Source organism: Exiguobacterium sp. JMULE1 (assembly GCF_013337175.1).
Classification (GTDB): Bacteria; Bacillota; Bacilli; order Exiguobacteriales; family Exiguobacteriaceae; genus Exiguobacterium_A; species Exiguobacterium_A indicum.
The window spans coordinates 1,365,129-1,386,296 of sequence record NZ_SGWC01000002.1 but is presented as its reverse complement, the minus strand read 5'-3'; the positions used below and the strand labels follow the sequence as shown (position 1 = coordinate 1,386,296).

The 21,168-nt window shown below is 47.4% G+C and carries 30 protein-coding genes; 11 read left to right on the top strand and 19 right to left on the bottom strand.

Annotation, left to right across the window (positions count from 1 at the left end; translation table 11 throughout):
• Positions 1-172: 172 nt before the first annotated feature.
• Entirely contained in the window at positions 173-490 is a 318-nt protein-coding gene (locus tag EXW93_RS07460) for a hypothetical protein (protein ID WP_023468204.1), read from the top strand.
• 47 nt (positions 491-537) lie between these two features.
• Here the strand turns inward: EXW93_RS07460 and EXW93_RS07455 are convergent, their stop codons facing one another.
• From EXW93_RS07455 to EXW93_RS16595, 3 genes are all read right to left on the bottom strand, one after another.
• On the bottom strand, positions 538-1,470 hold the full coding sequence (locus EXW93_RS07455; RefSeq protein WP_174316270.1) for a cation diffusion facilitator family transporter: 933 nt from the start codon (positions 1,468-1,470) through the stop codon (positions 538-540).
• A gap of 66 nt (positions 1,471-1,536) precedes the next feature.
• Positions 1,537-2,166, bottom strand: a complete 630-nt coding sequence (locus tag EXW93_RS07450; protein WP_064300910.1) for a class I SAM-dependent methyltransferase — start codon at positions 2,164-2,166, stop codon at positions 1,537-1,539.
• Between the two features lie 116 nt (positions 2,167-2,282).
• Positions 2,283-3,188: a methyl-accepting chemotaxis protein gene (locus tag EXW93_RS16595; protein WP_064300909.1), complete on the bottom strand. Its 906-nt coding sequence runs from the start codon at positions 3,186-3,188 to the stop codon at positions 2,283-2,285.
• Between the two features lie 261 nt (positions 3,189-3,449).
• Here EXW93_RS16595 and EXW93_RS07440 point away from each other — a divergent pair, with 261 nt between their 5' ends.
• Complete coding sequence (locus tag EXW93_RS07440) at positions 3,450-3,866, top strand: hypothetical protein (RefSeq protein WP_174316269.1); 417 nt, start codon at positions 3,450-3,452, stop codon at positions 3,864-3,866.
• Positions 3,867-4,049: 183 nt separating this feature from the next.
• On the opposite strand, the gene EXW93_RS07435 is transcribed toward EXW93_RS07440, so the two are convergent.
• Both EXW93_RS07435 and EXW93_RS07430 read right to left on the bottom strand, forming a co-directional pair.
• Entirely contained in the window at positions 4,050-4,244 is a 195-nt protein-coding gene (locus tag EXW93_RS07435; RefSeq protein ID WP_023468199.1) for a hypothetical protein, read from the bottom strand.
• Positions 4,241-4,534, bottom strand: coding sequence for a hypothetical protein (locus EXW93_RS07430; protein ID WP_174316268.1), 294 nt, complete (start codon positions 4,532-4,534; stop codon positions 4,241-4,243). Before EXW93_RS07430 ends, EXW93_RS07435 begins: the two co-directional genes overlap by 4 nt.
• Before the next feature lie 73 nt (positions 4,535-4,607).
• Between EXW93_RS07430 and EXW93_RS07425 the strand changes: the two genes are divergently transcribed.
• A complete protein-coding gene (locus tag EXW93_RS07425; RefSeq protein ID WP_023468197.1) occupies positions 4,608-4,934 on the top strand; it encodes a DUF3139 domain-containing protein in 327 nt (108 codons plus the stop codon).
• Positions 4,935-5,002: 68 nt separating this feature from the next.
• Here EXW93_RS07425 and EXW93_RS07420 read toward each other — a convergent pair whose 3' ends face one another.
• From EXW93_RS07420 to EXW93_RS07410, 3 genes are all read right to left on the bottom strand, one after another.
• Positions 5,003-5,251: a hypothetical protein gene (locus EXW93_RS07420; RefSeq protein ID WP_055967891.1), complete on the bottom strand. Its 249-nt coding sequence runs from the start codon at positions 5,249-5,251 to the stop codon at positions 5,003-5,005.
• Between the two features lie 248 nt (positions 5,252-5,499).
• On the bottom strand, positions 5,500-5,841 hold the full coding sequence (locus EXW93_RS07415; protein WP_174316267.1) for a DUF3139 domain-containing protein: 342 nt from the start codon (positions 5,839-5,841) through the stop codon (positions 5,500-5,502).
• 540 nt (positions 5,842-6,381) lie between these two features.
• Positions 6,382-7,131, bottom strand: a complete 750-nt coding sequence (locus EXW93_RS07410) for an SDR family NAD(P)-dependent oxidoreductase (protein ID WP_055967881.1) — start codon at positions 7,129-7,131, stop codon at positions 6,382-6,384.
• Between the two features lie 82 nt (positions 7,132-7,213).
• Between EXW93_RS07410 and EXW93_RS07405 the strand changes: the two genes are divergently transcribed.
• A complete protein-coding gene (locus EXW93_RS07405; RefSeq protein WP_035397549.1) occupies positions 7,214-7,621 on the top strand; it encodes a MerR family transcriptional regulator in 408 nt (135 codons plus the stop codon).
• Here the strand turns inward: EXW93_RS07405 and EXW93_RS07400 are convergent.
• Complete coding sequence (locus EXW93_RS07400) at positions 7,591-8,664, bottom strand: threonine aldolase family protein (protein ID WP_174316266.1); 1,074 nt, start codon at positions 8,662-8,664, stop codon at positions 7,591-7,593. The genes EXW93_RS07405 and EXW93_RS07400 overlap by 31 nt on opposite strands.
• 124 nt (positions 8,665-8,788) lie before the next feature.
• Here EXW93_RS07400 and EXW93_RS07395 point away from each other — a divergent pair, with 124 nt between their 5' ends.
• Together EXW93_RS07395 and EXW93_RS07390 are read left to right on the top strand one after the other, a co-directional pair.
• Complete coding sequence (locus EXW93_RS07395) at positions 8,789-9,466, top strand: hypothetical protein (RefSeq protein WP_174316265.1); 678 nt, start codon at positions 8,789-8,791, stop codon at positions 9,464-9,466.
• 197 nt (positions 9,467-9,663) lie between these two features.
• Positions 9,664-9,957 carry a hypothetical protein gene (locus EXW93_RS07390; protein WP_023468187.1) on the top strand — a complete coding sequence of 98 codons (294 nt, stop codon included), beginning with the start codon at positions 9,664-9,666 and terminating at the stop codon, positions 9,955-9,957.
• Between the two features lie 53 nt (positions 9,958-10,010).
• On the opposite strand, the gene EXW93_RS07385 is transcribed toward EXW93_RS07390, so the two are convergent.
• The 5 genes from EXW93_RS07385 to EXW93_RS07365 form a co-directional block, all read right to left on the bottom strand.
• Positions 10,011-10,547 (bottom strand): Imm64 family immunity protein, encoded by a 537-nt coding sequence (locus EXW93_RS07385; RefSeq protein WP_035397551.1) that lies wholly within the window; start codon positions 10,545-10,547, stop codon positions 10,011-10,013.
• Positions 10,548-10,571: 24 nt separating this feature from the next.
• Positions 10,572-11,708, bottom strand: a complete 1,137-nt coding sequence (locus tag EXW93_RS07380) for a GGDEF domain-containing protein (RefSeq protein WP_023468185.1) — start codon at positions 11,706-11,708, stop codon at positions 10,572-10,574.
• 134 nt (positions 11,709-11,842) lie between these two features.
• Complete coding sequence (locus EXW93_RS07375) at positions 11,843-12,088, bottom strand: phage holin (protein ID WP_023468184.1); 246 nt, start codon at positions 12,086-12,088, stop codon at positions 11,843-11,845.
• Positions 12,085-12,720, bottom strand: coding sequence for a M15 family metallopeptidase (locus tag EXW93_RS07370; protein ID WP_055967868.1), 636 nt, complete (start codon positions 12,718-12,720; stop codon positions 12,085-12,087). Before EXW93_RS07370 ends, EXW93_RS07375 begins: the two co-directional genes overlap by 4 nt.
• Complete coding sequence (locus EXW93_RS07365; RefSeq protein ID WP_055967865.1) at positions 12,720-13,475, bottom strand: helix-turn-helix domain-containing protein; 756 nt, start codon at positions 13,473-13,475, stop codon at positions 12,720-12,722. The genes EXW93_RS07370 and EXW93_RS07365 overlap by 1 nt, the downstream gene beginning before the upstream one ends.
• A 90-nt stretch (positions 13,476-13,565) precedes the next feature.
• Here EXW93_RS07365 and EXW93_RS07360 point away from each other — a divergent pair, with 90 nt between their 5' ends.
• Entirely contained in the window at positions 13,566-14,063 is a 498-nt protein-coding gene (locus tag EXW93_RS07360) for a DinB family protein (RefSeq protein WP_055967862.1), read from the top strand.
• Between the two features lie 36 nt (positions 14,064-14,099).
• Here EXW93_RS07360 and EXW93_RS07355 read toward each other — a convergent pair whose 3' ends face one another.
• Entirely contained in the window at positions 14,100-14,585 is a 486-nt protein-coding gene (locus EXW93_RS07355) for an NUDIX hydrolase (RefSeq protein WP_055967859.1), read from the bottom strand.
• Positions 14,582-15,115 carry a DUF402 domain-containing protein gene (locus tag EXW93_RS07350; protein ID WP_174316264.1) on the bottom strand — a complete coding sequence of 178 codons (534 nt, stop codon included), beginning with the start codon at positions 15,113-15,115 and terminating at the stop codon, positions 14,582-14,584. The genes EXW93_RS07355 and EXW93_RS07350 overlap by 4 nt, the downstream gene beginning before the upstream one ends.
• A 155-nt stretch (positions 15,116-15,270) precedes the next feature.
• On the opposite strand from EXW93_RS07350, the gene EXW93_RS07345 reads away from it, so the two are divergent.
• Positions 15,271-16,380, top strand: a complete 1,110-nt coding sequence (locus EXW93_RS07345) for a GGDEF domain-containing protein (RefSeq protein WP_174316263.1) — start codon at positions 15,271-15,273, stop codon at positions 16,378-16,380.
• 153 nt (positions 16,381-16,533) lie between these two features.
• Here the strand turns inward: EXW93_RS07345 and EXW93_RS07340 are convergent, their stop codons facing one another.
• Genes EXW93_RS07340 through EXW93_RS07330 form a run of 3 tightly spaced genes read right to left on the bottom strand, consistent with a single transcriptional unit; the run spans position 16,534 to position 19,049 of the window.
• On the bottom strand, positions 16,534-17,220 hold the full coding sequence (locus EXW93_RS07340) for a polysaccharide deacetylase family protein (protein WP_055967852.1): 687 nt from the start codon (positions 17,218-17,220) through the stop codon (positions 16,534-16,536).
• A 17-nt stretch (positions 17,221-17,237) separates the two neighbouring features.
• The gene (locus EXW93_RS07335; RefSeq protein WP_055967849.1) at positions 17,238-18,365 is read right to left on the bottom strand and encodes an MGDG synthase family glycosyltransferase; all 1,128 of its coding nucleotides are present in this window, start codon (positions 18,363-18,365) and stop codon (positions 17,238-17,240) included.
• A 54-nt stretch (positions 18,366-18,419) separates the two neighbouring features.
• Positions 18,420-19,049, bottom strand: coding sequence for a DedA family protein (locus tag EXW93_RS07330; protein ID WP_055967846.1), 630 nt, complete (start codon positions 19,047-19,049; stop codon positions 18,420-18,422).
• Positions 19,050-19,264: 215 nt separating this feature from the next.
• On the opposite strand from EXW93_RS07330, the gene EXW93_RS07325 reads away from it, so the two are divergent.
• Genes EXW93_RS07325 through EXW93_RS07315 form a run of 3 tightly spaced genes read left to right on the top strand, consistent with a single transcriptional unit; the run spans position 19,265 to position 20,998 of the window.
• The gene (locus EXW93_RS07325) at positions 19,265-19,807 is read left to right on the top strand and encodes a GNAT family N-acetyltransferase (protein WP_055967844.1); all 543 of its coding nucleotides are present in this window, start codon (positions 19,265-19,267) and stop codon (positions 19,805-19,807) included.
• Between the two features lie 26 nt (positions 19,808-19,833).
• The gene (locus EXW93_RS07320; protein ID WP_174316262.1) at positions 19,834-20,637 is read left to right on the top strand and encodes a hypothetical protein; all 804 of its coding nucleotides are present in this window, start codon (positions 19,834-19,836) and stop codon (positions 20,635-20,637) included.
• On the top strand, positions 20,603-20,998 hold the full coding sequence (locus EXW93_RS07315; protein WP_055967838.1) for a hypothetical protein: 396 nt from the start codon (positions 20,603-20,605) through the stop codon (positions 20,996-20,998). The genes EXW93_RS07320 and EXW93_RS07315 overlap by 35 nt, the downstream gene beginning before the upstream one ends.
• The last annotated feature ends 170 nt before the right edge of the window (positions 20,999-21,168 follow it).

Here is a 21,168-nt window from a genome sequence, read left to right as displayed (position 1 = left end):
GCTTTATTCCTTTCCTAAAACGACTTCTTGTCTATCTTACAATTTTTCTCAATTGCTGCCCATTCTTTTTTCGTCATCACATCGTCATCGTCTGTTAAGGCATTCTTACCCGTCTGTAACAGAGCCGACATGTTCATTCGCTATACTAAAACGCATAGGGAGGTGAAGATCCATGAAAACGCAAACGCGTTATGACTATGAAACCGAACAGGAACAGGTCGACGTCCCATCCGAGGCACGTCTAGGCTACTACTTTCTTTTGATCGTCCTGCCGCTTGGTCTCGCGCATCTTGTCCAGTCGCTTGCTCCTTCGCCGGATCAACACCACTCGTCCGTATTGACGGGTTTGACGTTCTTATCCATCGTCTTTTTCATGTACTTAGGTAACCGAGCGGCTGGAAATGCCAAAACGACCTTTTTCGGATACTCGATGTTCTTGAGTATCAGTCTGTTCGCGACGCTGTTTCTACCAACGGTGCCGATCATTTGAGCATAAGCAAACGAGCACCCGTCCGACTTGGACGCGTGCTCGTTTTTTTAATGCGTATGCGATTCGTGTTTGCCGTCACAATACAACGTATTACCGTGAGCATGCTGATCCGTCTCGACCTGGATGGTCGCGTGGTTAATCCCGACGTGTTTTAAATCGTGATCAATCTGTTCGCGAATCGACTCTGACTCCCGGACAGTCATGTCCTCCTTGACGACGACGTGACACGATAACGCGTTATAACCACTCGTGATCGACCAGATGTGTAGATCATGCAGCCCGAGGACGGCTTCGTTCGTCTGAATCGTCGAAACGACCTCATCGATGTCGACGTCGCTCGGCGTTCCTTCCATCAAGACGTGAACGGATGCCTTCGTCACGTAATAGCCGCTCCGTAAGACAAGAATCGCGACGATGATACTCGCTAGTGGATCCGCCCATCCCCAACCGAAGAACATGATCAGAAGAGCAGCTGCAATCGCACCGACCGATCCAAGCATGTCGCTTAAGACGTGCAGATAGGCACCGCGCATGTTGAGGTTATGTTCATGTCCTCCGCCGCGTGTCATGATCCAGGCAACGAGAATGTTGACGAGCAAGCCAAGGACACTGATGATCAGCATCCCGGTCGTTGCGACAGCGGGTGGATCGATGAAGCGTTGAATCGCTTCAATGAAAATATAGAGAGCGATGACGATTAACGTCACGCCATTTATGATGGCGGCTAAGATTTCAAAGCGTTTTGAACCGAACGTCTTATTCGCATCCGGTGCTTGACTCGAGAACTGGAAGGCTAACAAAGCGATCGCAAGTGAAATCGAATCACTTAACATGTGCCCAGCGTCCGATAACAACGCGAGACTGTTCGTCCAAATTCCGCCGATGACCTCGACGATCATGAACGCAGTGATGATCAGGAACGACAGGCCCAGTACCTTTTTATTGTCGGTATGATGGTGGTGATGATGATCATGTGCCATGACGTTGCCTCCTTTATCAGTTCATTCAAACGTCTATTTGAATTATAACGTGGCTCCTCCCTTTGGTCAACGGGCACATCCTTTATATCCCACAAGTGCTACCGTATGAAACGACCGAATGATTGGACCGCGTATTAATGCGACATTTATAAAACCAGCTTGTTCAGCAAGTGGAATGAACTCCTGTTCGATTTGTTTTTGAAGATCTAACCACTCAATCCCTGCTTTTCCATCACAGTATGTTAAAACGAATCGCCCGCCTGGTCGTAAAGCGCAATACAGTTCTTGTAATGTCTGATCGACGGATTCCCAAAAATATACCGTATGAATGCTAAAGATCCCGTCGACCGTCTCATGGAGTAATTTTAAATGATTAATATCGGCTTGTTGAATCGTCGCTCGGTTTGCTTGAATCGCTTGCCGATTACGAAAAGTTGCTGACCGGACCATCGTCTTTGACAGATCGAGACCTGTAACGTGCTTCGTGTCTGTTTGCGAAAGCAAATAGGCAATGCCATGTCCCGCACCTGTACCGAGTTCTAGAAAAGTTTCTCCTGCCTGAACGTTAAGTATGTCGATCGTCCATTTCATTTCTTCATGATGTTGCCGGACCATGATCTCACCAATTGACGCTCCAATGATTCCCCGTGGTTTCGCATATTGTTGATCGATGAATCTATTCCAAAATTGCTTCATTTTTATCCTCCTGACTATCTACTCTCATGACTCCATTATCATTTCCTAGATAATTCAACACTATCAAAAAAGCAATGTGATTCCCTCACATTGCTGAAATATCGCATGTAATTGTTTTAAATGAACGACCGGAAATCCTCTGTTTGCTGCTCGAGTTGTCGTGCGACCTCTTCGATTGCGGTAAAGCGTTGCATCGTTTCTTTTACCGTCGCAAGGCTCGACGCGACTTCGAGATGGGACGCTTCAATCTTTTTCATCATCGCCATGATTTGACGATTCATCGTTTCCGTATTCGTGCGCACTTCGATAACTGCACTGCCGACTAGGTCCGATAAGTTTTTGACTTCACTTGCAACGACCGTAAAGCCTTTACCGTGTTCTCCAGCACGTGCCGCTTCGATTGCTGCGTTCAGTGACAACAGGTTCGTCCGGGCAGCAATCTCCTTGATCGTATCAGCAATCTTCGTGATCTCGATGGCTTGGTCATACAGCGTTTCGAACGTCTGTTGGTTTTCTGCCGTTTCACTCGCGATCGTAGTCATCGTCTCTTGAAGCTGGTTGCCCTCTTTCGATCCTTGAACCGATTGCAAATTCAGTCCTTCAGCAAGCGTCTGGAAGCTTTTCGCATATCCTTGCACGCGGTCGATCCGGTCCGTAATGTTACTCGCAATCTTGACGACACCGACGACCTCTTCTCCTTCAAAAATCGGCATGTAGGTTGCTTCAAGCCACAAGATGTCGCCCCGGGCATCGACTCGTTTGATTTTATCCGCTGTACTGAAGCCCGAAAACAGACGTGTCCAAAAGTCCTGATACTCACGGCTGTTCGCGAATTCTGGTGTGCAAAACGTATGGTGTTGTAAGCCAATCATCTCGTCTCGTTTATATTTCATCGTTTTCGCAAACAAGTCATTGACGTCGACGACGCGTCGTTGGCGATCAAAACAGATCATCGCGACGTTTGCTTCAAGGCTCGACAAAATCGCTGGTGAGCGTAGCGGTCTCGGTAAGGTTTCATTCATGGTGTCATTAACTCCTTCTATGTATCGTTCATGTACTAAGACAGTTTTTCAAAAGAACAATCTGTACCTATCTATCGTCATCGATTGACCTTTTTTATAGCTGAATCGGCGATTATTCAAGTTGTTTTTCACGAAAACGAAATCACTTCGATAAAAATATTGTGACAGTTACAATCGATACACCATGGCATTGTCAAAAAGCGTAGTAGATGCTACATTTATTTATGTAGTAAATACTACATCTTTAAGGAGGAAATACAAATGACACATGATAAGCCCCCTCTATTCTCGAAAGGACAAACTATCGTCTTGGTCGTACTTGGTGCAGCATTTTGGTTCGTCGGTGCCCTGTCAGTCAGATTCGGATCTGGAATCGGCATGTTCGAAAATGTTGGAAACGTGATTGCCTTCCTGATTGGTTTACCGGTTTCGTGGATTTCCGTCATCATCATAAAAAAAGTTGCATGCTTGAATGCTGAACAGATGGTGCCGGGTGTCAGTCTCGGACTGTTAGTGGCTACATTTTTAGACGGAATCGTTCTAACGTGGGGCACATCTCTGTATGGAACGGATCCCTTACTCGTTGGACGTGGGGCAGCATGGATCCTTTGGGGGGTCTTCGCCTTTCTTGCTTCTGCTTTCATCGAGGCAAAACGGATGGGATATAAGATGATCTAATACGATAAAGTGTATTTTATAGTACGACAAATAACGAGCGTAGACCGTAGGACTCATCTAACGGTCTACTTGTGTAAAAGTAGGTGAATTAATTTTAGTGTGTCGGTGAAGAAGATAATGAGCACCTCGAAGATTTAATTCTGTGGGGTCATATTTAAAAAGAACGATGGACTTCAGATGAAATCAATCGTTCTTCGTTTGTGCTTCGATTTTCTCGTTCCGAGCAGCCTCAAAGTTGCGATAAATCGTAAATCCTACTAAACCAATCAACCAGATAATGCCATACCCGAGTTCCCAATCGAATCCAAAATACAAGATCGACGACGTAATGACGACAATGAGAACTAACCGAATGCTCGATAAATGATACTTACTCATGATTTCCCTCCTTTTCTTCCGCCACCGAAGTAGATGTATGTCACGAAAAGAATCAACGTCCACGTAAAGACCGCGAATATGATTTTAAACAGACCGTCAGGCAGTATTTTCGAGATGTATAACATGGTCATTAAGATCGAGAACGTCAAATGGTTACTTCTCATTTGTGTAGAGAGCTTATCCCAATTGAGCAGTACAAGTAGTACCGCGACGGGTGCGAGGAGTGCCGTTAGGAAGAAGAACGGAACGTTCCTCATATAGTACGGTATCTCGTCTTTGTTTTTTCCCATCACATATCTCTCCTCATCTTCAATATAGAAAACCTAGCTTCTCTATTCATTTCATCGAAACGGATATGATTGTATGAAAAAAGAAGTACGTCCACTCATCTATACACTTATCGTTCTCGTCATCTTGATAACTGCCTATCCGACTTACCTCTTCGTTTCTAAAACGATGACTGAAATCAAGATTGAACGAATGTTAGTTGAATCAGGATACGACCAAGATATTTCAAAAAAAGAAACGATCTTTGAGTCGAAGACCGGAAGATACGTGTCGGAAATCAAATACACGAATGAACCAGACTATACATACAACTATGAAATCGTTGAAGATCATGTACTGACGACTGTATACGACCAGCATCATGTTGAAGTGATTGGCTCCGTTCAACATGAATTAAAATAGATATCGTATTTTAAATAACAATCGAGCCCATTCAGCAATCGCACGAATGAACTCGATTTATGTACCTCTTAACATTCTTCTTTCATGTTCAGTGATTCTGCCGAGCGAATCGTAATTTGTTTTGTAGCATCATCGATGGATATGACACAATCCCATGTCGGTTTTAACTGAAGGACATCATTTTGATCCAACCACAAGACCGCAGTCAGTTCGATGAAGTCCCCCATCACTACCATTTTTCTCGCCTTCTCATCAATGACGGCATATAGTTCATCCTCTAAATTGATTTTCCAGTCAAAAAATTCATTGATACTCATACGTTATCTCTCCCAATCCTTCATACGTTCTCTAGATCATTCCGCCGTAGAAAACGTAATCTTCCATTTTTTCCGCGCGATCAATACAACGATCAGAGAAGCCAATAAAGATATTTTAAGCGTTGTATCACTGATTACGTGAAATCCGTAATGAAGTGAAAAGAGTACCATGAGTAGCGCAACGACGCTTCCTAAAAAGATCATGTTTTTCATTTTGTCATCTCACTTCCATTCTTGACTCCTTGCTGTCAATACTCTGAAATATACCGTCCTTCTTGTTTGTTCGTAATTTGTTCGCCGTCTTTGAATCCCGTGACTTTAAAGCGATGAGATCCCGATCGATAAATCTCATATTCATTTTCCGGTTCATCTTGGAACACGACTCGTGCAATGAATTCACCCGTGCTCGTATCGTATCGAATTTCCTTGTTCTTCACATATGTCATATACTTCTGTTGCTTCAAATAATGATCGATTTCCTGAGTGACCTCTTGTTTTTCATCATAGTAAAACACCTTAAAGGCTGAAGCACCGATAATGCCCACTCCTAGAATCATCACTATCGTAATCCATACATAAATTCGTTTCATTCCATCACTCCCGAGTAGAAATAAGAAAAATATCGTATTTCCAGATGCCATTCCCCTTGTTTTAAAAACTAGATATGTATAAACTAATATAAGACCACAAAAAAAGGAAGTCATTCATGATAAAAAAATCCATAAAATACTTTTTATTGTCATTTATGTTGCTTGTTATCATCTTGAATCTCTTGAATGGTCGAGTGATTGAAAATGAGCGATTAACGTTAGCCGTGAACATCGCGATCGTGCTGATGGCGTTATTTTTTATCAGTTTGAGGTTTTCAAAGCGAAAACGTAAATAGGATGCTTATCGCTTTAAAAAAGTATGTAGAGTTGGTTAACTCGTGGGGCAATTCATGATTTTCGGTGCCTTGATGAATCTTCTGATCATTGGCGCGGTCGTCTAAGTCGTATGGAAATTAGCAAAAAAACTCTTTAAAAAATAAGTGATGGATGTCCTTTTTTGATTCATTCCTGAAATTCGTATCAATTATGCTTACATAAGCAAGGTCCCTTTCTCATTCGAAAAAGGGACCTTGTTCCATTTTATCCTGCGTAGTTGAACAACGGACCACGCAATTCGAACTCATACGTCTCACCGTCGACGATACCGACGATCGCGTCACTTTCGATCAACTGATGCAGGAAGCCTGCCATCTCAGCTGCCGTATGGTACTTCTTGACGTTCTTGCTGTAGTCGAACCCTGCTTCGCCGCGCGAACGATCCGCAAACTCTGTCTCAGTCGCAGCTGGTGCCAGTACTTTCGCCCGGAGTTTTGCCCCACCTTTTTGCAGTTCTTGCGCGAGACCCTCTGTGTAAGCACTGACATAGAACTTCGTCGCGCAATACGTGACCGCGTTCGGCACGATCCGGTAGCCACCTGCTGACGAGATATTGACGAGCGTCGTTCCGTCAACGTCATGATGATCGCGGACGAACAGACTCGATAGAATCGTTAGCGCCTCGATGTTCAAGCGAAGCATTTTCTCGATTTTCCCGAGCTCAATGTCCTGGACGAGATCAAAATCGCCGAATCCAGCATTGTTGATCCACGTTTCGATGTCGAGTTCCTTTAGTCCCTCATATAAATCATGGACATTTTGGTTATCTGCGAGATCGACCGACTTGAGGATGACATCACTATCTGGTGAGATTTGTTTGACTTCATCCCGAAGTTTTTCGAGCTCAGACGTCCGTCGCGCGACGAGAACGAGTGATTTTCCTTTTCCTGCGAGTAGTTTTGCCGTCTCATATCCAATTCCTGAACTTGCTCCTGTAATGACCGTGTACTTCATGTAGCATATCCCCTTTTTGATTTGGTATAGTGAGAGTCTAATCCTTAGAGTGAACTCTAAGTCAAGCAGAAAGGTGAGATGTATGTATACGATTTCTGAAATCAGTCGATTGACCGATACGAGTGCCCATACGATCCGCTATTACGAAAAAGAAGGGCTACTGTTTCCGAAGCGCCAGAACGGTCAACGTCGATACGACGACCAAGATGTGACGTGGCTTCGGTTCGTCCTCCGCTTGCGCGAAACGCATATGCCGATCGAGCAAATCCGTTCTTACGTGACGCTGTTTCTTGCTCACGGCGAGCAGGATACGACGCAAGAACGGCTCGCATTGCTTGAAGCCCACCATGCGAACGTCTTAGCACAACTAGCAGCATTACAGGAAACGGAGCGAATGATTGCAGAAAAAGTCGACACTTATCGTCGCCTCCATCCTACGATTCCCGCTCCTGATGTTGTTCAATCCTCTGAGAACGCCTCCGTCAATTGACGATAGACCGTTTCACGCTCGTCAGGCGGCAACGCAAGAAAACTGTCGCCGATGTTGACTTCCGTCGCGCAGCCGCTATCTTTCTCAACTAGATAGCCAGCGATACCAACTTTTCCGTGCGACTGGATTTCAATCAATTTTTCCTCGACGACTGCTTTTTCTGCCTTGAAGTAGAGATGAAACATGTTCGAGACCGGCTCAAGGGGACGAGTCGAGATGCCTGAGATCGCATTCAATCGGCTCGCAAGCTCCTTTGCGGCTGCATGGTACTTCGCCATGCGGTCTTTTCGTTGTTCATAATAAAAATCGGCAGACAGAATATACGGATATAGACTGATCAAGTCACCGCCGTAGCGACGTTTCCAGATCCGTGCCTCTTGGCAAAACGGTTCTGGTCCAGCTAAGATTGCTCCTGCGACACCGCCGAGTCCCTTATAAAAAGAGATATAGACACTGTCAAACAGTTGCGCGATGTCCTTAGCTTCTGCCTCATAATACGGTAAGACCTCAAGTAAACGGGCACCGTCCAAGTGAAGACGGATATTCTGTTTGCGGGCATACGCACAAATCACTTCGAGTTCTTCACGCGACGGAAGCAATCCGCCGAGTTCGCGTTGTGGTAGTTCGAGTAACAGACAGCTGACGTCCGGCAAAGCTTTGACGTCGTCTATCGTCATCAACCGATCGGCTTCTCCGACTAGTATTGGTTCGATCCCGTGCAACTTCTTTAAGCCGTCCTGTTCATGAATCTCAAGGTGACAGAGCGGGTGATAAGCGACCTTACGATTGTTCTGTTCATCCGACCAGATACGTAGCGCAATCTGTTGCGCCATCGTGCCACTCGGGAAAAAGACCGCATCGTCGTGTCCGAGTAAGTCTACCATCTTGCGCTCAAACGTCTTGATTAATTCGCCGTTACCATAGATATCGCTCATTTGATCGGCAGCAACGCCATGCAACGCTTCTTGTAACACGCCGACCGTCCGACTACCATGTCCATCTAAACGTTTCGTCGTTTCTTGGTAACTCGTTCGTAAATCCATCTCTTTCATTCCCTTCTAAATCAATGACTATTTTTTGAAAAAATCAAAATATTCCCTCTCCACTTTTGCTATACTGTGTAGCGAAAGTCTGTTAAACGTACTCGTCAAAGGAGGTGTCCCTATCGTGAAAACGCTTCGCACTCGCCTACTGCTCCTTATTCCACTTGTCTGTCTACTACTACTTACCGTGCAACAATTCGTCCCGTCGCTCTATACGTCACTTCTTGGACGAATTGATTCAGCAACGAATACATATTGCGTTGACCGTTGCGGTCCAAAGGAATCGATCTTCGATACGATCGAAGAAGGAACGTCTTATGGTGAAAGCACGGTCACGATGAGCGAAGTCGATCCACCAGCTCCATGGTTCCGGACAGGGTTCGATTCTTCGGTGACGACACCTCCTTATCTTCTCGTACTATGTCTCGTTCTCCTGTTTTGTAGCTGGTTTTTCTGGCATTATCTCCAGTGGTTGCGTCGACCGCGTATCGATCCATCAGGGTATGTGCTTCCGCCACGATTTCCAATCTTCATTTATGAGACAAAAGACCTGCCTGCTGACTCGATTCGAAATCAACTCGCTCACTTTAATGCACAATTGCCGCTTTCCTTACAACGCCGGACCCACGAGACAGTAACAGAATGGTTCGACCGGATTGCGTTTCCATCTCCTGTTGATCCGCTCTACTTTGAAGTGCGATATGGGAAAATACCGGTCATCTCGACACATCAATTGACCTTCTTCGTCCAAGCGATGGAGCGATATCTTCGGAACTGCCAAGTCCAGTCATCAATTTCTTGAATCTAGTCGCCTTGCGCATTGAAGCTTGGCGGTTTTTTTGTGTTTACAGATGTGATTGCTTTTGAAAAAAGATTTTAGAGGACTTTACAGACTGAATTGACTTTTTTTCAAAATCAGACGATTAGTTGCCAGAAAACTGGGTAATATAGACTATAGTAGAGAAAAATTTTTCAATTAGGAGAGTGAGGTGAGAGAAGATGATCAGTGCCCAAGAAGCCTATTACATTAAGAACGAATTGAATGAGAAATTTGTAGATCCGCGGATTTCCTGTGATTTTTCAATCTTTTCGCTTGAACCGTTCCAACTTCTCTTACACGTACAAGAAGATGTCGATGAACTTAGTACTGAAATTCGCTATGGTTTAAGCCGCAAGATTCGGTCTCAGCTCACACAACTCGATGCACGTGTCGGGGGTGTTCCCGTCAAAACGGTCTACATCATATCGGCTCCTCTCATTTCCGATCGATCGTATTGCGTCATCTTACAATGAACTTTAAAATACCCCGTATGAGAAGCAAACTCTCACGCGGGGTATTTTTCTGTTCATCGGTCTGTAAAACCATCGATTTTCCATGCGTTCTTTAAAAAAGTCTGCTCCTTGGACCAATAGACAATCGCATATTCTTGATTGATGCGTTCCCGTTCTGTTATCAAATGCTCGATTTCTGCATCAAAATCACAATAGGCATATAAAGCATTCGATCGATTGGCAATCCTCTGCATATCCTCCATGAAAATCGTCTCCTGCTGATCGAGTGACCACGCAGTTAAATTCTCTTCTTGAAAACCGAATTGAAAACCGAAACAGTCTGGTTCTTTTTCAATCGTCATTCGAACAGGTATTGTCGTTAAACCATGATACGCAAAGAAAACGAGCGAGGCATTCCCGTAATGATGACTCAGCAATGGACGCCAGTCTTTCGGAAGACCTTTTTCCTCGCCCCAATGTGATCCATCAATATCCGTCGCGTAACTGTATCCGAGAACTCGTATGTCTGAATGAAATGCATCCAAGACCGTTCGAGCAGCGTTTTCCATGTTTTCCGTTTTTTCAAAAACAAATCCTACCTGTATCACCATTCTTCATTCCCATCTGATTATGCATTACCCTGCCATGTCACCGATTTGGTTCCGACCATTCTCTTTCGCCCGATACAACGCTTGATCGGCTTGGTCGATCACCTCTTTTTCCGTCGTCTCTGCTCCAGGTACGAGCGACGTCAAGCCAAGACTGACACTGACCCGGCAAAGTGGTTCATACCGTTCATGTACGATATTCAAATCGAGAATGTCCTGACGAATTCGTTCTGCAATGTGCCGGGTTTCTTCTGCTCCACGCGACAACAGGACCGTGAACTCCTCCCCACCGTACCGTGCGACTTGCCCATGCCGTGCTTGACGCTTCAAGACGCGGGCGACTTCCTTTAAACATTCATCCCCTTTTAAATGACCATACGTATCATTATACGATTTAAAGGCATCGACATCGATCAAAATCAGGGAGAGTGGTGTCTGCTGTTGTTTGGCTTCTTCGAGAAGATGTTCTAATCGTTCATCGAACGCCCGCCGATTCGGGATACCGGTCAAGGCGTCGTGAAGCGAACGATGAATCAAGGCTCGTTTACTGCGTTCCATCCGAAACGTCTGGATGAAGGCAATCAAGACAAGAACGGCAATGCTTGCGACAACGACGATGACCCACTTCGCAGCACTCGATGCTTGCTCGGAACGATTCGTTGCTTCGGCGATGATTCGGTTGACGTCCGTCCGTAGACGGGCATCAATCGGGCGAAACGTCTCGATGAACTGCATCCCTTGATAACGCTTTGCCTCAGCGGCTGCTTGATCCCCGTTTCGAACGAGTGCCAGTTGGGCATCATAAAATCGGATGGCTGTCTCGATCCGGGGAATCGCTTCCGTTCGGACGAGCTTTCGCATGATCGGATGATTCTCATCGAGTTGATTGAGTCGTTCGACCGTTTGATCTAGCCGATCAATCGTCCGATCATACTGCGCTAGATCCGCCTCGTTCGGTGAGAGGATGTAACTGCGAACGACCAGTTCAAGATTTAGTAACGCCGGAAACAACTCCGCCGCTTCCGTCGAGATCGGAATCGCCTCGTTTAAGATGCGTGCATTTTCTCGTTCGATTTTCAGGAAAGCTTGATAACTCCAGACGCTTGTAAACAATAGCGCACAGAGTGCCAAAAACAAATAGCGCTGCAACGTTGACCATTTCACAAAAAGACCGACCTTTCTTTCTCTTTCTAATTGACTAAAGTCTATCCCTTCTATCGGTGTCTTGAAATCAAACTGTTAGTCGTTTGTATGAAATAATGCCCGTTGCTAGCACATTCCAAACGCTTCCAGCCTTCTTAATCGGTCAGGGATGTGTTTTCCAGCTGTTCCTGTGACTGCCTTCGTCTCAGTGCTCGTTCTGTCACATCATTGTTCTTCCACCAAGCGACGAGTAGACCGACCAGTCCGATCAGACCCGTCACGAACCGTTCGACGTCACTTGACGATACTGGCAATGCTGTAAAACCGAGCGTCGGTAAGAGTAACTCAAGAAAAACATAGAGAGGAATCAAGAGGCGAATCCACGCCTGAAGACGAATCATGGGGACACCGGAAAGAGACGACGCCATGTTTGAGGACCAACGATCCCGTCAGCGACTAGACGACACGTCTGTTGGAACGTTCGAACGGCGTGCGTCAATCGGGCATCAAAGACTCCCGTCACCACAAGTCCCAAGCGTTTTTCAAGGGCTCGGACGAGTTCCGGTGCTTGGATTTTTTCCCGGAGATAGCGTCCTTGTTTTGGAACGTGATGACGCGCTAGACTGACATGATCGTACAGTTCAAAGTGTGGGTAGTCGGGAAAACGAGACCAATCCCCTCCCCAGTCCATTCCGCGTCGTTTCATCGCTGCAACGATTCGTCGGAGTCGCGCGTCTGGCGGAGAAAGGAACAATGCTCCATCCTGATAGAGAAAGACGTCGATTGCGACACCGAAATTATGGTTTGATTGTCCACCGCGGGCTTGCGTCACGATGGGTCCTGGTGTCGTCCGTCCTTTTGCGTACAATACGTTCTGTTCCGCGATGCTCCGAAAACTTTGCGCTATACCGAGTTTGATTCCATGCGGATACAGCTCTCGAATCGCGTCACGCGCGATCCGGACGACAGACGGATGCATGCCCGGAACGGATAGTTTTTGATTGGCACGTCGGAGTATTTCTTCCAGTTGCATCAGGCTCCCTCCCTTGTCAGTCCTTGTAATAGTTCAGCAATTTCGGCGTCATCAGGTATGATCTGGTTCTCCTTCTGGTGTGCTTCATACACTCGTTGCGCTGCTTTTTCTCTTTCCATCCAATTCGGTAATTGAAATAATGAAGTGTCTCTTCTTGAACGTTTGGTTATTCGTTTCCGCCGTTCAGCCGGTAATCCAGTCGCAAGACGCTTGACGACTTGCTCGATGTAGCCAAAATGACGACTGTTCGCTCGCGCCGCTTCTTCGATCGCATACTGGATGCGCTCAATCGGATGGTCTGTTGCCAGCTGTAGCAATTCCTGCTCGATTCGTGGTGTCGCCTTGCCTAGATTCGTTTCGTACTGCTGCACCAGCTCCTTTTTTAAAGTCGTATTCTTCAAGACTTCTTCTTCGGAGGCAGCAGAAACCTCGGGGGCAGTCGTCACTTGACTCGCCGAGGAAGGTGTCTCGACACGGGGCAGGACACGGTAAGCATTCGAGGTCTGTCCCCCGTGTTTCGTGAACCGTTCGACTTTCTCGATCCGACCGCTTGCAACCAAGGACTGGATACACGACTTGACCGTCGATTTACTGCACGGGACAGCGTCGGCAATCGTTTGATAGGACGGGAACGCTTGACCATCCTGACCGCTGAAGCTTTCAAGAATCAGATAGATCATCTTTTCATGGACGGACGCAAATGCCGTCCCGCTCCGTAAGAGCATATGGGGAACCTGGAGATATGGGGCTTGCATGGTGATTCCTCCTTTCTAGGAAATATGACAGGAAGAAGTCGCAGATTGTTCGAAAAGAATAGGGAGATGTTTTTTGAGAGGAGTGACAGGATGAACGAACTATTCACCTATTATCTACAGGAGCTTGATCACTATCAACCGAATTCCTTGATTCATCATCTGGATCATGACACATGGTCGATCAGTCAGATGTACGATCATCTGATTGTCGTCAGTCATGAGTATTTGGATGAGGTCGAGTCGTGCCAGTTCGCACCCATGACCACGTCCGGGAAGTCACCGTTTGGCGAGGTACTGTTTGCTGCCGGTGCGTTTCCGGCGACACCGATTCGGTTACCGGATGCGATGAACGCACCACCGGACGAGACGGCTCGCGTCGACCGATTACGGAAGCGTTGGCTTGAGTTGACCGATCGTCACGCATCACTTGCCATGGTCGCCCAGTCGACAGCCTCTGACCAAAAGACGCACCACGGTGGGATGGGCTGGTTGAATGCCGCTGAGTGGTATGCTCTCGTCACGTATCATCTCGCGCACCATCGCCACCAAAAACGACGGCTTGATGCTGCGTTAGCGAATCGGTTATAAGAAAAAGCGCTCTCCGTCAACGAAGAGCGCTCCTGTTCATTTTAAGACGTCCCAATTCGAGAAGTGTCGTGCCTCGAGATCGAGTTGCTGTTCCTCGATCCAGCGAAACGCTTCGAGTACGAGCGGTGACGCGTTATCAATCGAGACGTCACTCGCCTTGACCCAGCGCGCACCGAGTGAGTCTTGTCCGACGAATTGTTCGGGGATACTCAGCGTTCCACCCGTCTGTCGGACGAGATAAAAGACAGCGATGTGATGGACTTCTTCGAACTCGCGCCAATCCCACGGAAGCTTGAAGTCCGCGACGCCGATCTGTCGTTCGAGTGCCACTTCGAGCCCTGTCTCTTCCGTGAATTCCCGGCGCATCGCCGTAGCGAGCGTCTCTCCTTCTTCGAGGCTTCCCCCTGGTAAGTCATAGCGATTGATATACGGTCCACCATTCTTGTCGATGACGAGTAAGGCATCCTCCTTCATCAATAATCCATAGACACCAAATGCCCGGTGGCAACGAATCGTCTTCATGTGTCATTCCCCCTTCTCTTCATCTGTAGGACGGTCGGGATGAATGAATCCAAAAAGCCGTCAAACGGAAACTGTTGCTGCGCGATTCGTTCTTGTAGGTTCAGTAACGATGCACGGGCTCGTTCAATCACATCAGTCGGATAATCGTACAATTGTTGGTTCTCTAAAAATTCGTCCTCGTCGACGACCGTCCACACTTCCTCGCGATGGACGAGATCGAGATCCAGATCAATGAACGATAAGGTATTTCCTTGAAGAACTGGCGCTAAGCAAATGTTACAGTAGTACGTCACCTCTCCCGTCCGCTCTAAATCGAGACCGACCGTAAAATCAGCATCAAGCGGATAGAATTCGAGACTATAATTGTCATATGTATAAACCGCTTCGCGACGATGATGCAAAAGAGTCCGCCCGGGCGTATTCGCGACGAGCAGATACGCTTCCGTCTGTTCAAGGACATAGCCGTCCCATGAATAGTGCGGACGTCCATCAAATTTTCGCGCTTCCATCGTGACATGCTTCGGTTCCATTCTCATCCCACTCCTTCCCTAAAGCTCTCTAATTTTACCAAATGAATTTGTTTAAGCAAGTCTTTACCTGAATATTTAAAATTTTGAGAGTCTCTCGTTGACATCCTTTATCAAACTGCTATCGTGAAAGTATCATACTCAAGGATGTGGAACCGATGTTCATTGCCGAGTTGTTATTGAATGCTTGCATCGCCTTCACCGGCTTTTATTTGATCGCTAAAATCATCTATAGTCAGCGTCTTGCGTCAAGTAACTTGAAAACCCTCATCGTCGGTCTCGCGACCGGGCTGCTCGGGGTACTGTTGATGTTTAAGGGGATTGCCGTCAACGAGTCGTTACGGATGGATTTGCGTCATTTACCACTCGTCTTACTCGCTTTTTATGGCGTCCGTTCGCCCCTGATCATCGCAACGCTGATCATCGGCTGCTCCCGGTTCTATTTCGGCTGGACACCACAAGCGGTCGTAGCGTTTCTTGCAGTCCTTGGTATCAGCACCGGGATGTACTTCATCCATAAACGGTTGCTCCACCGACCATTCCTGCAAAATCTCATCATGAACGTCTGGGCGTTGTTCATGATTACGATTGCCGTCTCGATCAATCTCGGCTTTAGTGACGCCGCTCTTCGTTTGCTCGCTTCGACATGGACGATCGGACTGGCGGTCGGACTGTTATCGAGTCTGTTGACGATTGATTTTCAGTTGCTCAACGAACAGGTGCAGCGCTACAAACAATCAGCGGAACTCGATCATTTGACGGGACTGTACAATCGCCGTGTTTGGGACGAACGGACGGCTTTTCTTGAAGAGGAAGGACGTGTCTACAATGTGCTCGCACTCGACATCGACCACTTCAAGCATGTCAACGATACATACGGGCATGCGAACGGGGATCTCGTCTTGCAACAGTTCGCACGGATCTTACAGGAAGAAACGCGTCCGCATGATATCACGGCGCGCATCGGGGGAGAGGAATTCATGGTCCTCGTCTATGATTTGACGCCTTCGAAAGTCGCGAAGGTTGCCAACCGAATCCGGGAGCGGATCGCGAACACGCGCTTTCAGCTCGACGGCTTTCCCGCCATCTCGATCACAGCGTCCGTCGGCATCGCCCATGGGAAACACGTCGCTGCCCAGAGGATGAATATCCTTGCCGACGAAGCGTTATATGCCGCCAAGGAACAAGGGCGGAACCGTGTCATTCTGTACGAGGTCGATGCTGAGGCGGCGATGACGACGCAAGACCGTGAACCGGTCCGTTCTTAATCTTTATCATACGCATTCGATTATTGAGTAGACTGCGCTGGGTGATGCAAAAACAGATCATCCATCATCGCCATGCAGACGAGGACGACATGTCACGCAATGCTTAATCCATGCAAAAGAGGACTTACCATGAAACCGGTAAGTCCTCTTTCTTTACGCTTGATCGATTCGCCGAAACTGTAAGCCACGTGCTTTCCACTCCGGTAAGAGTTCTTTCAGCGCCGCAATCGTCTGCACGGGTGCTTGTGGATCCGCACCGAACGTATCCCCGTTATCATGCAATAAAATGATGTCGCCTTCTGACACATGCGACAACAATCGTTTGATTTTTGCGGTCCCGCCCTCTAGCTTCCAGTCCTCCGCCATCTTCGACCAGAGAATCATTTTGTAAGAAGGAGGACAGAGGACATCTCCAGCATTGAGCGCACCCCACGGTGGACGGTAGACCGTCGGTCGTTCGCCCGTGATCCGTTCAATGATTGCTGCTGTCCGTTCGATGCCTGTCCGGACTGTCGACGGTCGCATCGACCAGTTCGGTCGATGGACATAATTGTGGATCCCGAGTTGATGCCCTTCTTCGTGCATCCGGCGAATGAGGTCCGGATGTGCTTCTGCTTTATGACCCACGACGAAAAACGTCGCGTGAATGCCTTCTTGTTGTAAGAGATCCAGCAGTTCTGTCGTATAGACAGGATCTGGACCGTCATCGAACGTCAAGGCGATGGATCGTGAGTCCAGTGATTTCGTCACGCGCCATCCAAAGACGCGTGACGCCATATACGGAACGACCGTATAAGCAAGTGTCGCGAGAACTCCCGCTGTGACAAGACGTGAACGCATGTAAACTAACTCCCTTATTATCCATTTACTTTTTGACGACGATCTTGCAGGCAACCCGCAATTCGTTCCGCGAAAAACCGCTGATCGGCCATGACGCAATCATTTTGATACTGCGTGACCGCCTGTTGCCAAGCATGCATGACATCCGGGTTCTCAAGCGTCCGACGGATGACATCCGCGAGTGAATCCGTTTGATTAAAGGAGAACGCAAGCCCTTTCTCCATCAAATACGTACGATTGATCTCTTCTTGCCCCGGTAGGACGTGTTGAATGAACAGCGGAACACGTTTTTCGAATGCTTCGCTGACCGTCACGCCTCCCGGCTTCGTGACGATCGCATCCATCCGTTCATACAGTTGATTCATCTCATCTCGTGAATCGATATAGGCGAGTGGATGAATATGTGGATGACGTCGCGAAGCTAAGCGTTTATAGAGCGTCTGATTGTTCCCGCACAAGACATGAAAATCGGCTTCCGTACACTGTTCGATTTGCGCAAGCAATGTCTCGAGTTGACCGAGCCCACCGTTTCCGCCCGCAACCAGAATTTGTTTGCGGGACTGCGTCGAACGAATGATCGAACCACCAAAAATGGCTGGATGGACAGGGATTCCCGTTACGAACAACCGCTCTTCTGGGACAGCATGATGCGCGTGTAATTCCCGCATCGCCTCACGATTCGGCAACAAGTGATACTCGATATGCGTCTTTCCCCAGACGCGACTGACGAATAGATCCGTATAGGCATTGATGACGGGGACATCACAAAGGTTTCGTTCCTTCAATTGATTCAAGAGATAGGACGGAAATGCATGCGTACAGATGATGACATCCGGTTGTTCCGTTCGGATGATTCGTAACATCTGCTGTTGGAAATAATGCGACGTCCATCCGGTCGAGCGCGCGTTACTCGAACGCCCGGCAATATGCCGATGATAAAAACGACTATAACCGTTTGAGAAATGTCGGATCCAGTTCAGATAAAACTTCGATGTCACCCATTCCGCGAACGGGCTGATCGTACTGAGTAACTCTACTTCCTTGACTTCAACATCTGGTCCCTGCAATCGTTCAGCGATGGCTTCCGCGACGAGATGATGGCCGGATCGCATCCTTAAAAAAGGAAAGATCACTATTTTTTGCATCGTATGTCCACTCCTTCAAACTATCCGCAAAAATCCTTTAAAAAGAAGTATCGCTTAGTCTTCTTTTCCCGCTTGGTTTTTCCCTGAAACGACGCGTTTTTCAAGCCGTTTACGCTTGAGCCATTTGACGAGTACACCGAGCAGGAACAACACGAGTAAGGCAAGTCCGAAATACGGTACGACTTCCGGCTTGATATGAAACGTTTTTCCGGCAAAGTGACCGAGTAAGACGAAAGGAACGACCCATAGCGCGGAACCAAGTGCTGACACCCAGAAATAACGACTGAACGGAATCTGCTTCATCCCCGCAAAATACGGATTGATTTGCCGCACGCCAGGAATATAAAGACCCGCGATGATCGTCCGATTGATGCGTCCCATGTAGCCGTTTGACACCCGCTCCCAGCGCTCCCTCGTCAATCCGATGAACCGACCGTATCGTAAGACGGTCGGTCCAAAGAAGCGCCCCGCGCCATATGCCGTCAACATGCCGACGTACGTTCCGGCGAATGCCGTCAAGATCGAATAAATCAAACGTTCTTCGTTCTGACCACTTAAGATACCAATCAGGACGAGTAGTGATTCTTCCGGTGCCGGGATCCCGACGATGCCAAAAAATAAAAAAATGAAAATAACGCCATATCCATAGGCATCGAGATACTGGTTGACCGTATCCATGTTCATGTTGTCACGTCCTCTACTGCTGTCTCTCTGTACTGTTTCATAGTCTTCTGACTATGTATTCGTTCCTGTTCATGCAATTCCTTTTTTAGAAAAATTAAAACCCGTTTTCAGCTAAAAATTGACCTGTTCTCGTACCTCTCCTCGTGACAGTTCTCAGCATTTAGGCGATGATGAAGAGAGTGAACTATATCTTTAAAGATAGAAGGAGGATGACGATGAAAGAGACTGAACAATTGAAAATTCGCCCTCTCTCGATCGAGAGTATTCCACTCGTCAATGATGCCAACGATCCGTTTCCAATCATCGGACGCATCGTTCCGCAGTTTTCTGGTACCACCTGGTCCTACACGGAAGAACTTTATGAAACAACTACCGAGACCCATTTCCCGGACGACCGTCTCGATTGGTCTACTTATATTGATCATCAAGATCGTATCGTCCTACTCGCCTTCTCCGGCACTTCTTGTATCGGTCAGATTCGTCTCGTACGTGACTGGAACCGTTTCGCCTACATCGAGAACATCGCCGTCAAACAATCGTTTCGTAAACTAGGCGTCGGACACCAACTGCTCGCCGCTGCGACGAATTGGGCACAGCAACGTGAGTTGATCGGTCTGTCCCTTGAAGCACAGGACGATAATCTGATGGCTTGCCGGTTTTACGCGCGAGAAGGCTTCGTGCTCGGTGGTGTCGATAGCCTAAAACAATCCGCCAATCCACACATCGATCTGACGCTGTATTGGTACAAACTATTTTGAGCAACAAACGGAAAGGACTTATTTCTATGGCATCAATCGTAAAGAACAGTTTCATTTCCGCGATATTGTTCGCTTTCTTGTACGCACTGATTGCTGGGCATGAGATGGGGGATCCAGCAATCTACGACACGTCCTTCACCGACTTCTTCCTGATTGGTCTACTGTTTGCCGGTCCAGTCATCCTAATCGGCGCACTCTTGACAGAAGGGCTGCCGCGCCTGTTATTCCGTTCGACTATCTCATTCGCACAACGGATCATCCTCAATCAAGTCGTCGCGTTGTTCGCAAGTATCGTCCTCTATCTACTTGTGCAACCCAATCCATTTTCGTTCTATTTTGTCTTGTTCTGTTCTGGAGTAGCATTGGTGTATCTTCTTGTCTCCGAATCAGCGCGGAAGTATCCGGCATTCCTCCCCTATCTATTCGGGTGGCTTGGTCGGACCGTCCTCAGCTTCTTTTTATTTCTCCACTTGTTTGGTTCGATGACGATGATGGTTCCGTTTTTGTCATACACGGAGCAGTTGGTCAATGAACAGTTGGATGCTGTCATGCTACTGTTCTTCAGCAGCATCGCGCTGGCTGACATGCTGTTAGCTGTTCGTTTTACGAAGCGCTCGCTACCGTGGACGACACATCTCCTCGTTCATCAAGGCACGGTCTTCGTGTTTGCTGGCGCGTTCATTTTGTTGACTTCGGTTCCTGCAGTATGTTTCGCCGGAAACGTAGTCGCTGCCTTCTTATACGTAATGGTCACCCGTCTATTCATCGTCATGAAAACCGGGAAGGAGGAACACCATGATCCGTCTGTCATTTCGACTACTGATGACTAATTGGATATTTTTGATGCTGTATCAACATCTCCCGTCGTCACCACGCCTTATGCCAGAGACGGACGCTGGGTATTATTCAGGTGTTTTCGAGACATTGCTGTCGTTTATGATTGTCATCACGGTCGGCGGCATCCTGACTGACGCGATTCGTTACTTCGGCTTCCGAACGCGTCCACTTTCCTTTACATCACATCTCTTCCTGAATCAAGGCATCGCCTTCCTTATGGGTGGCATCTTATTAATCGTCTTCAATGGTCTGTTTCAACCGCTCTATTTTCAGGCGATCGCGAGTAGCGCCGCCTTCCTCTATTTTTTGATGACACGTTTGACATTACTATACAAAAAAGATTCAGTTGTTTGAAATCAGCCACATTCTTACATTTTTGTTAGGTAAGAATGACAAGCTAGGCATTATACTGAATGTATCGTTCATTGACACTCCCACGGCTAAAGCCGCAAGCCCACACCGTTGGTGAGGGTGGGATTCTCAAGTGCTTGGCGGACTCAATCCATTTCTGCTTCGTCCGAGCC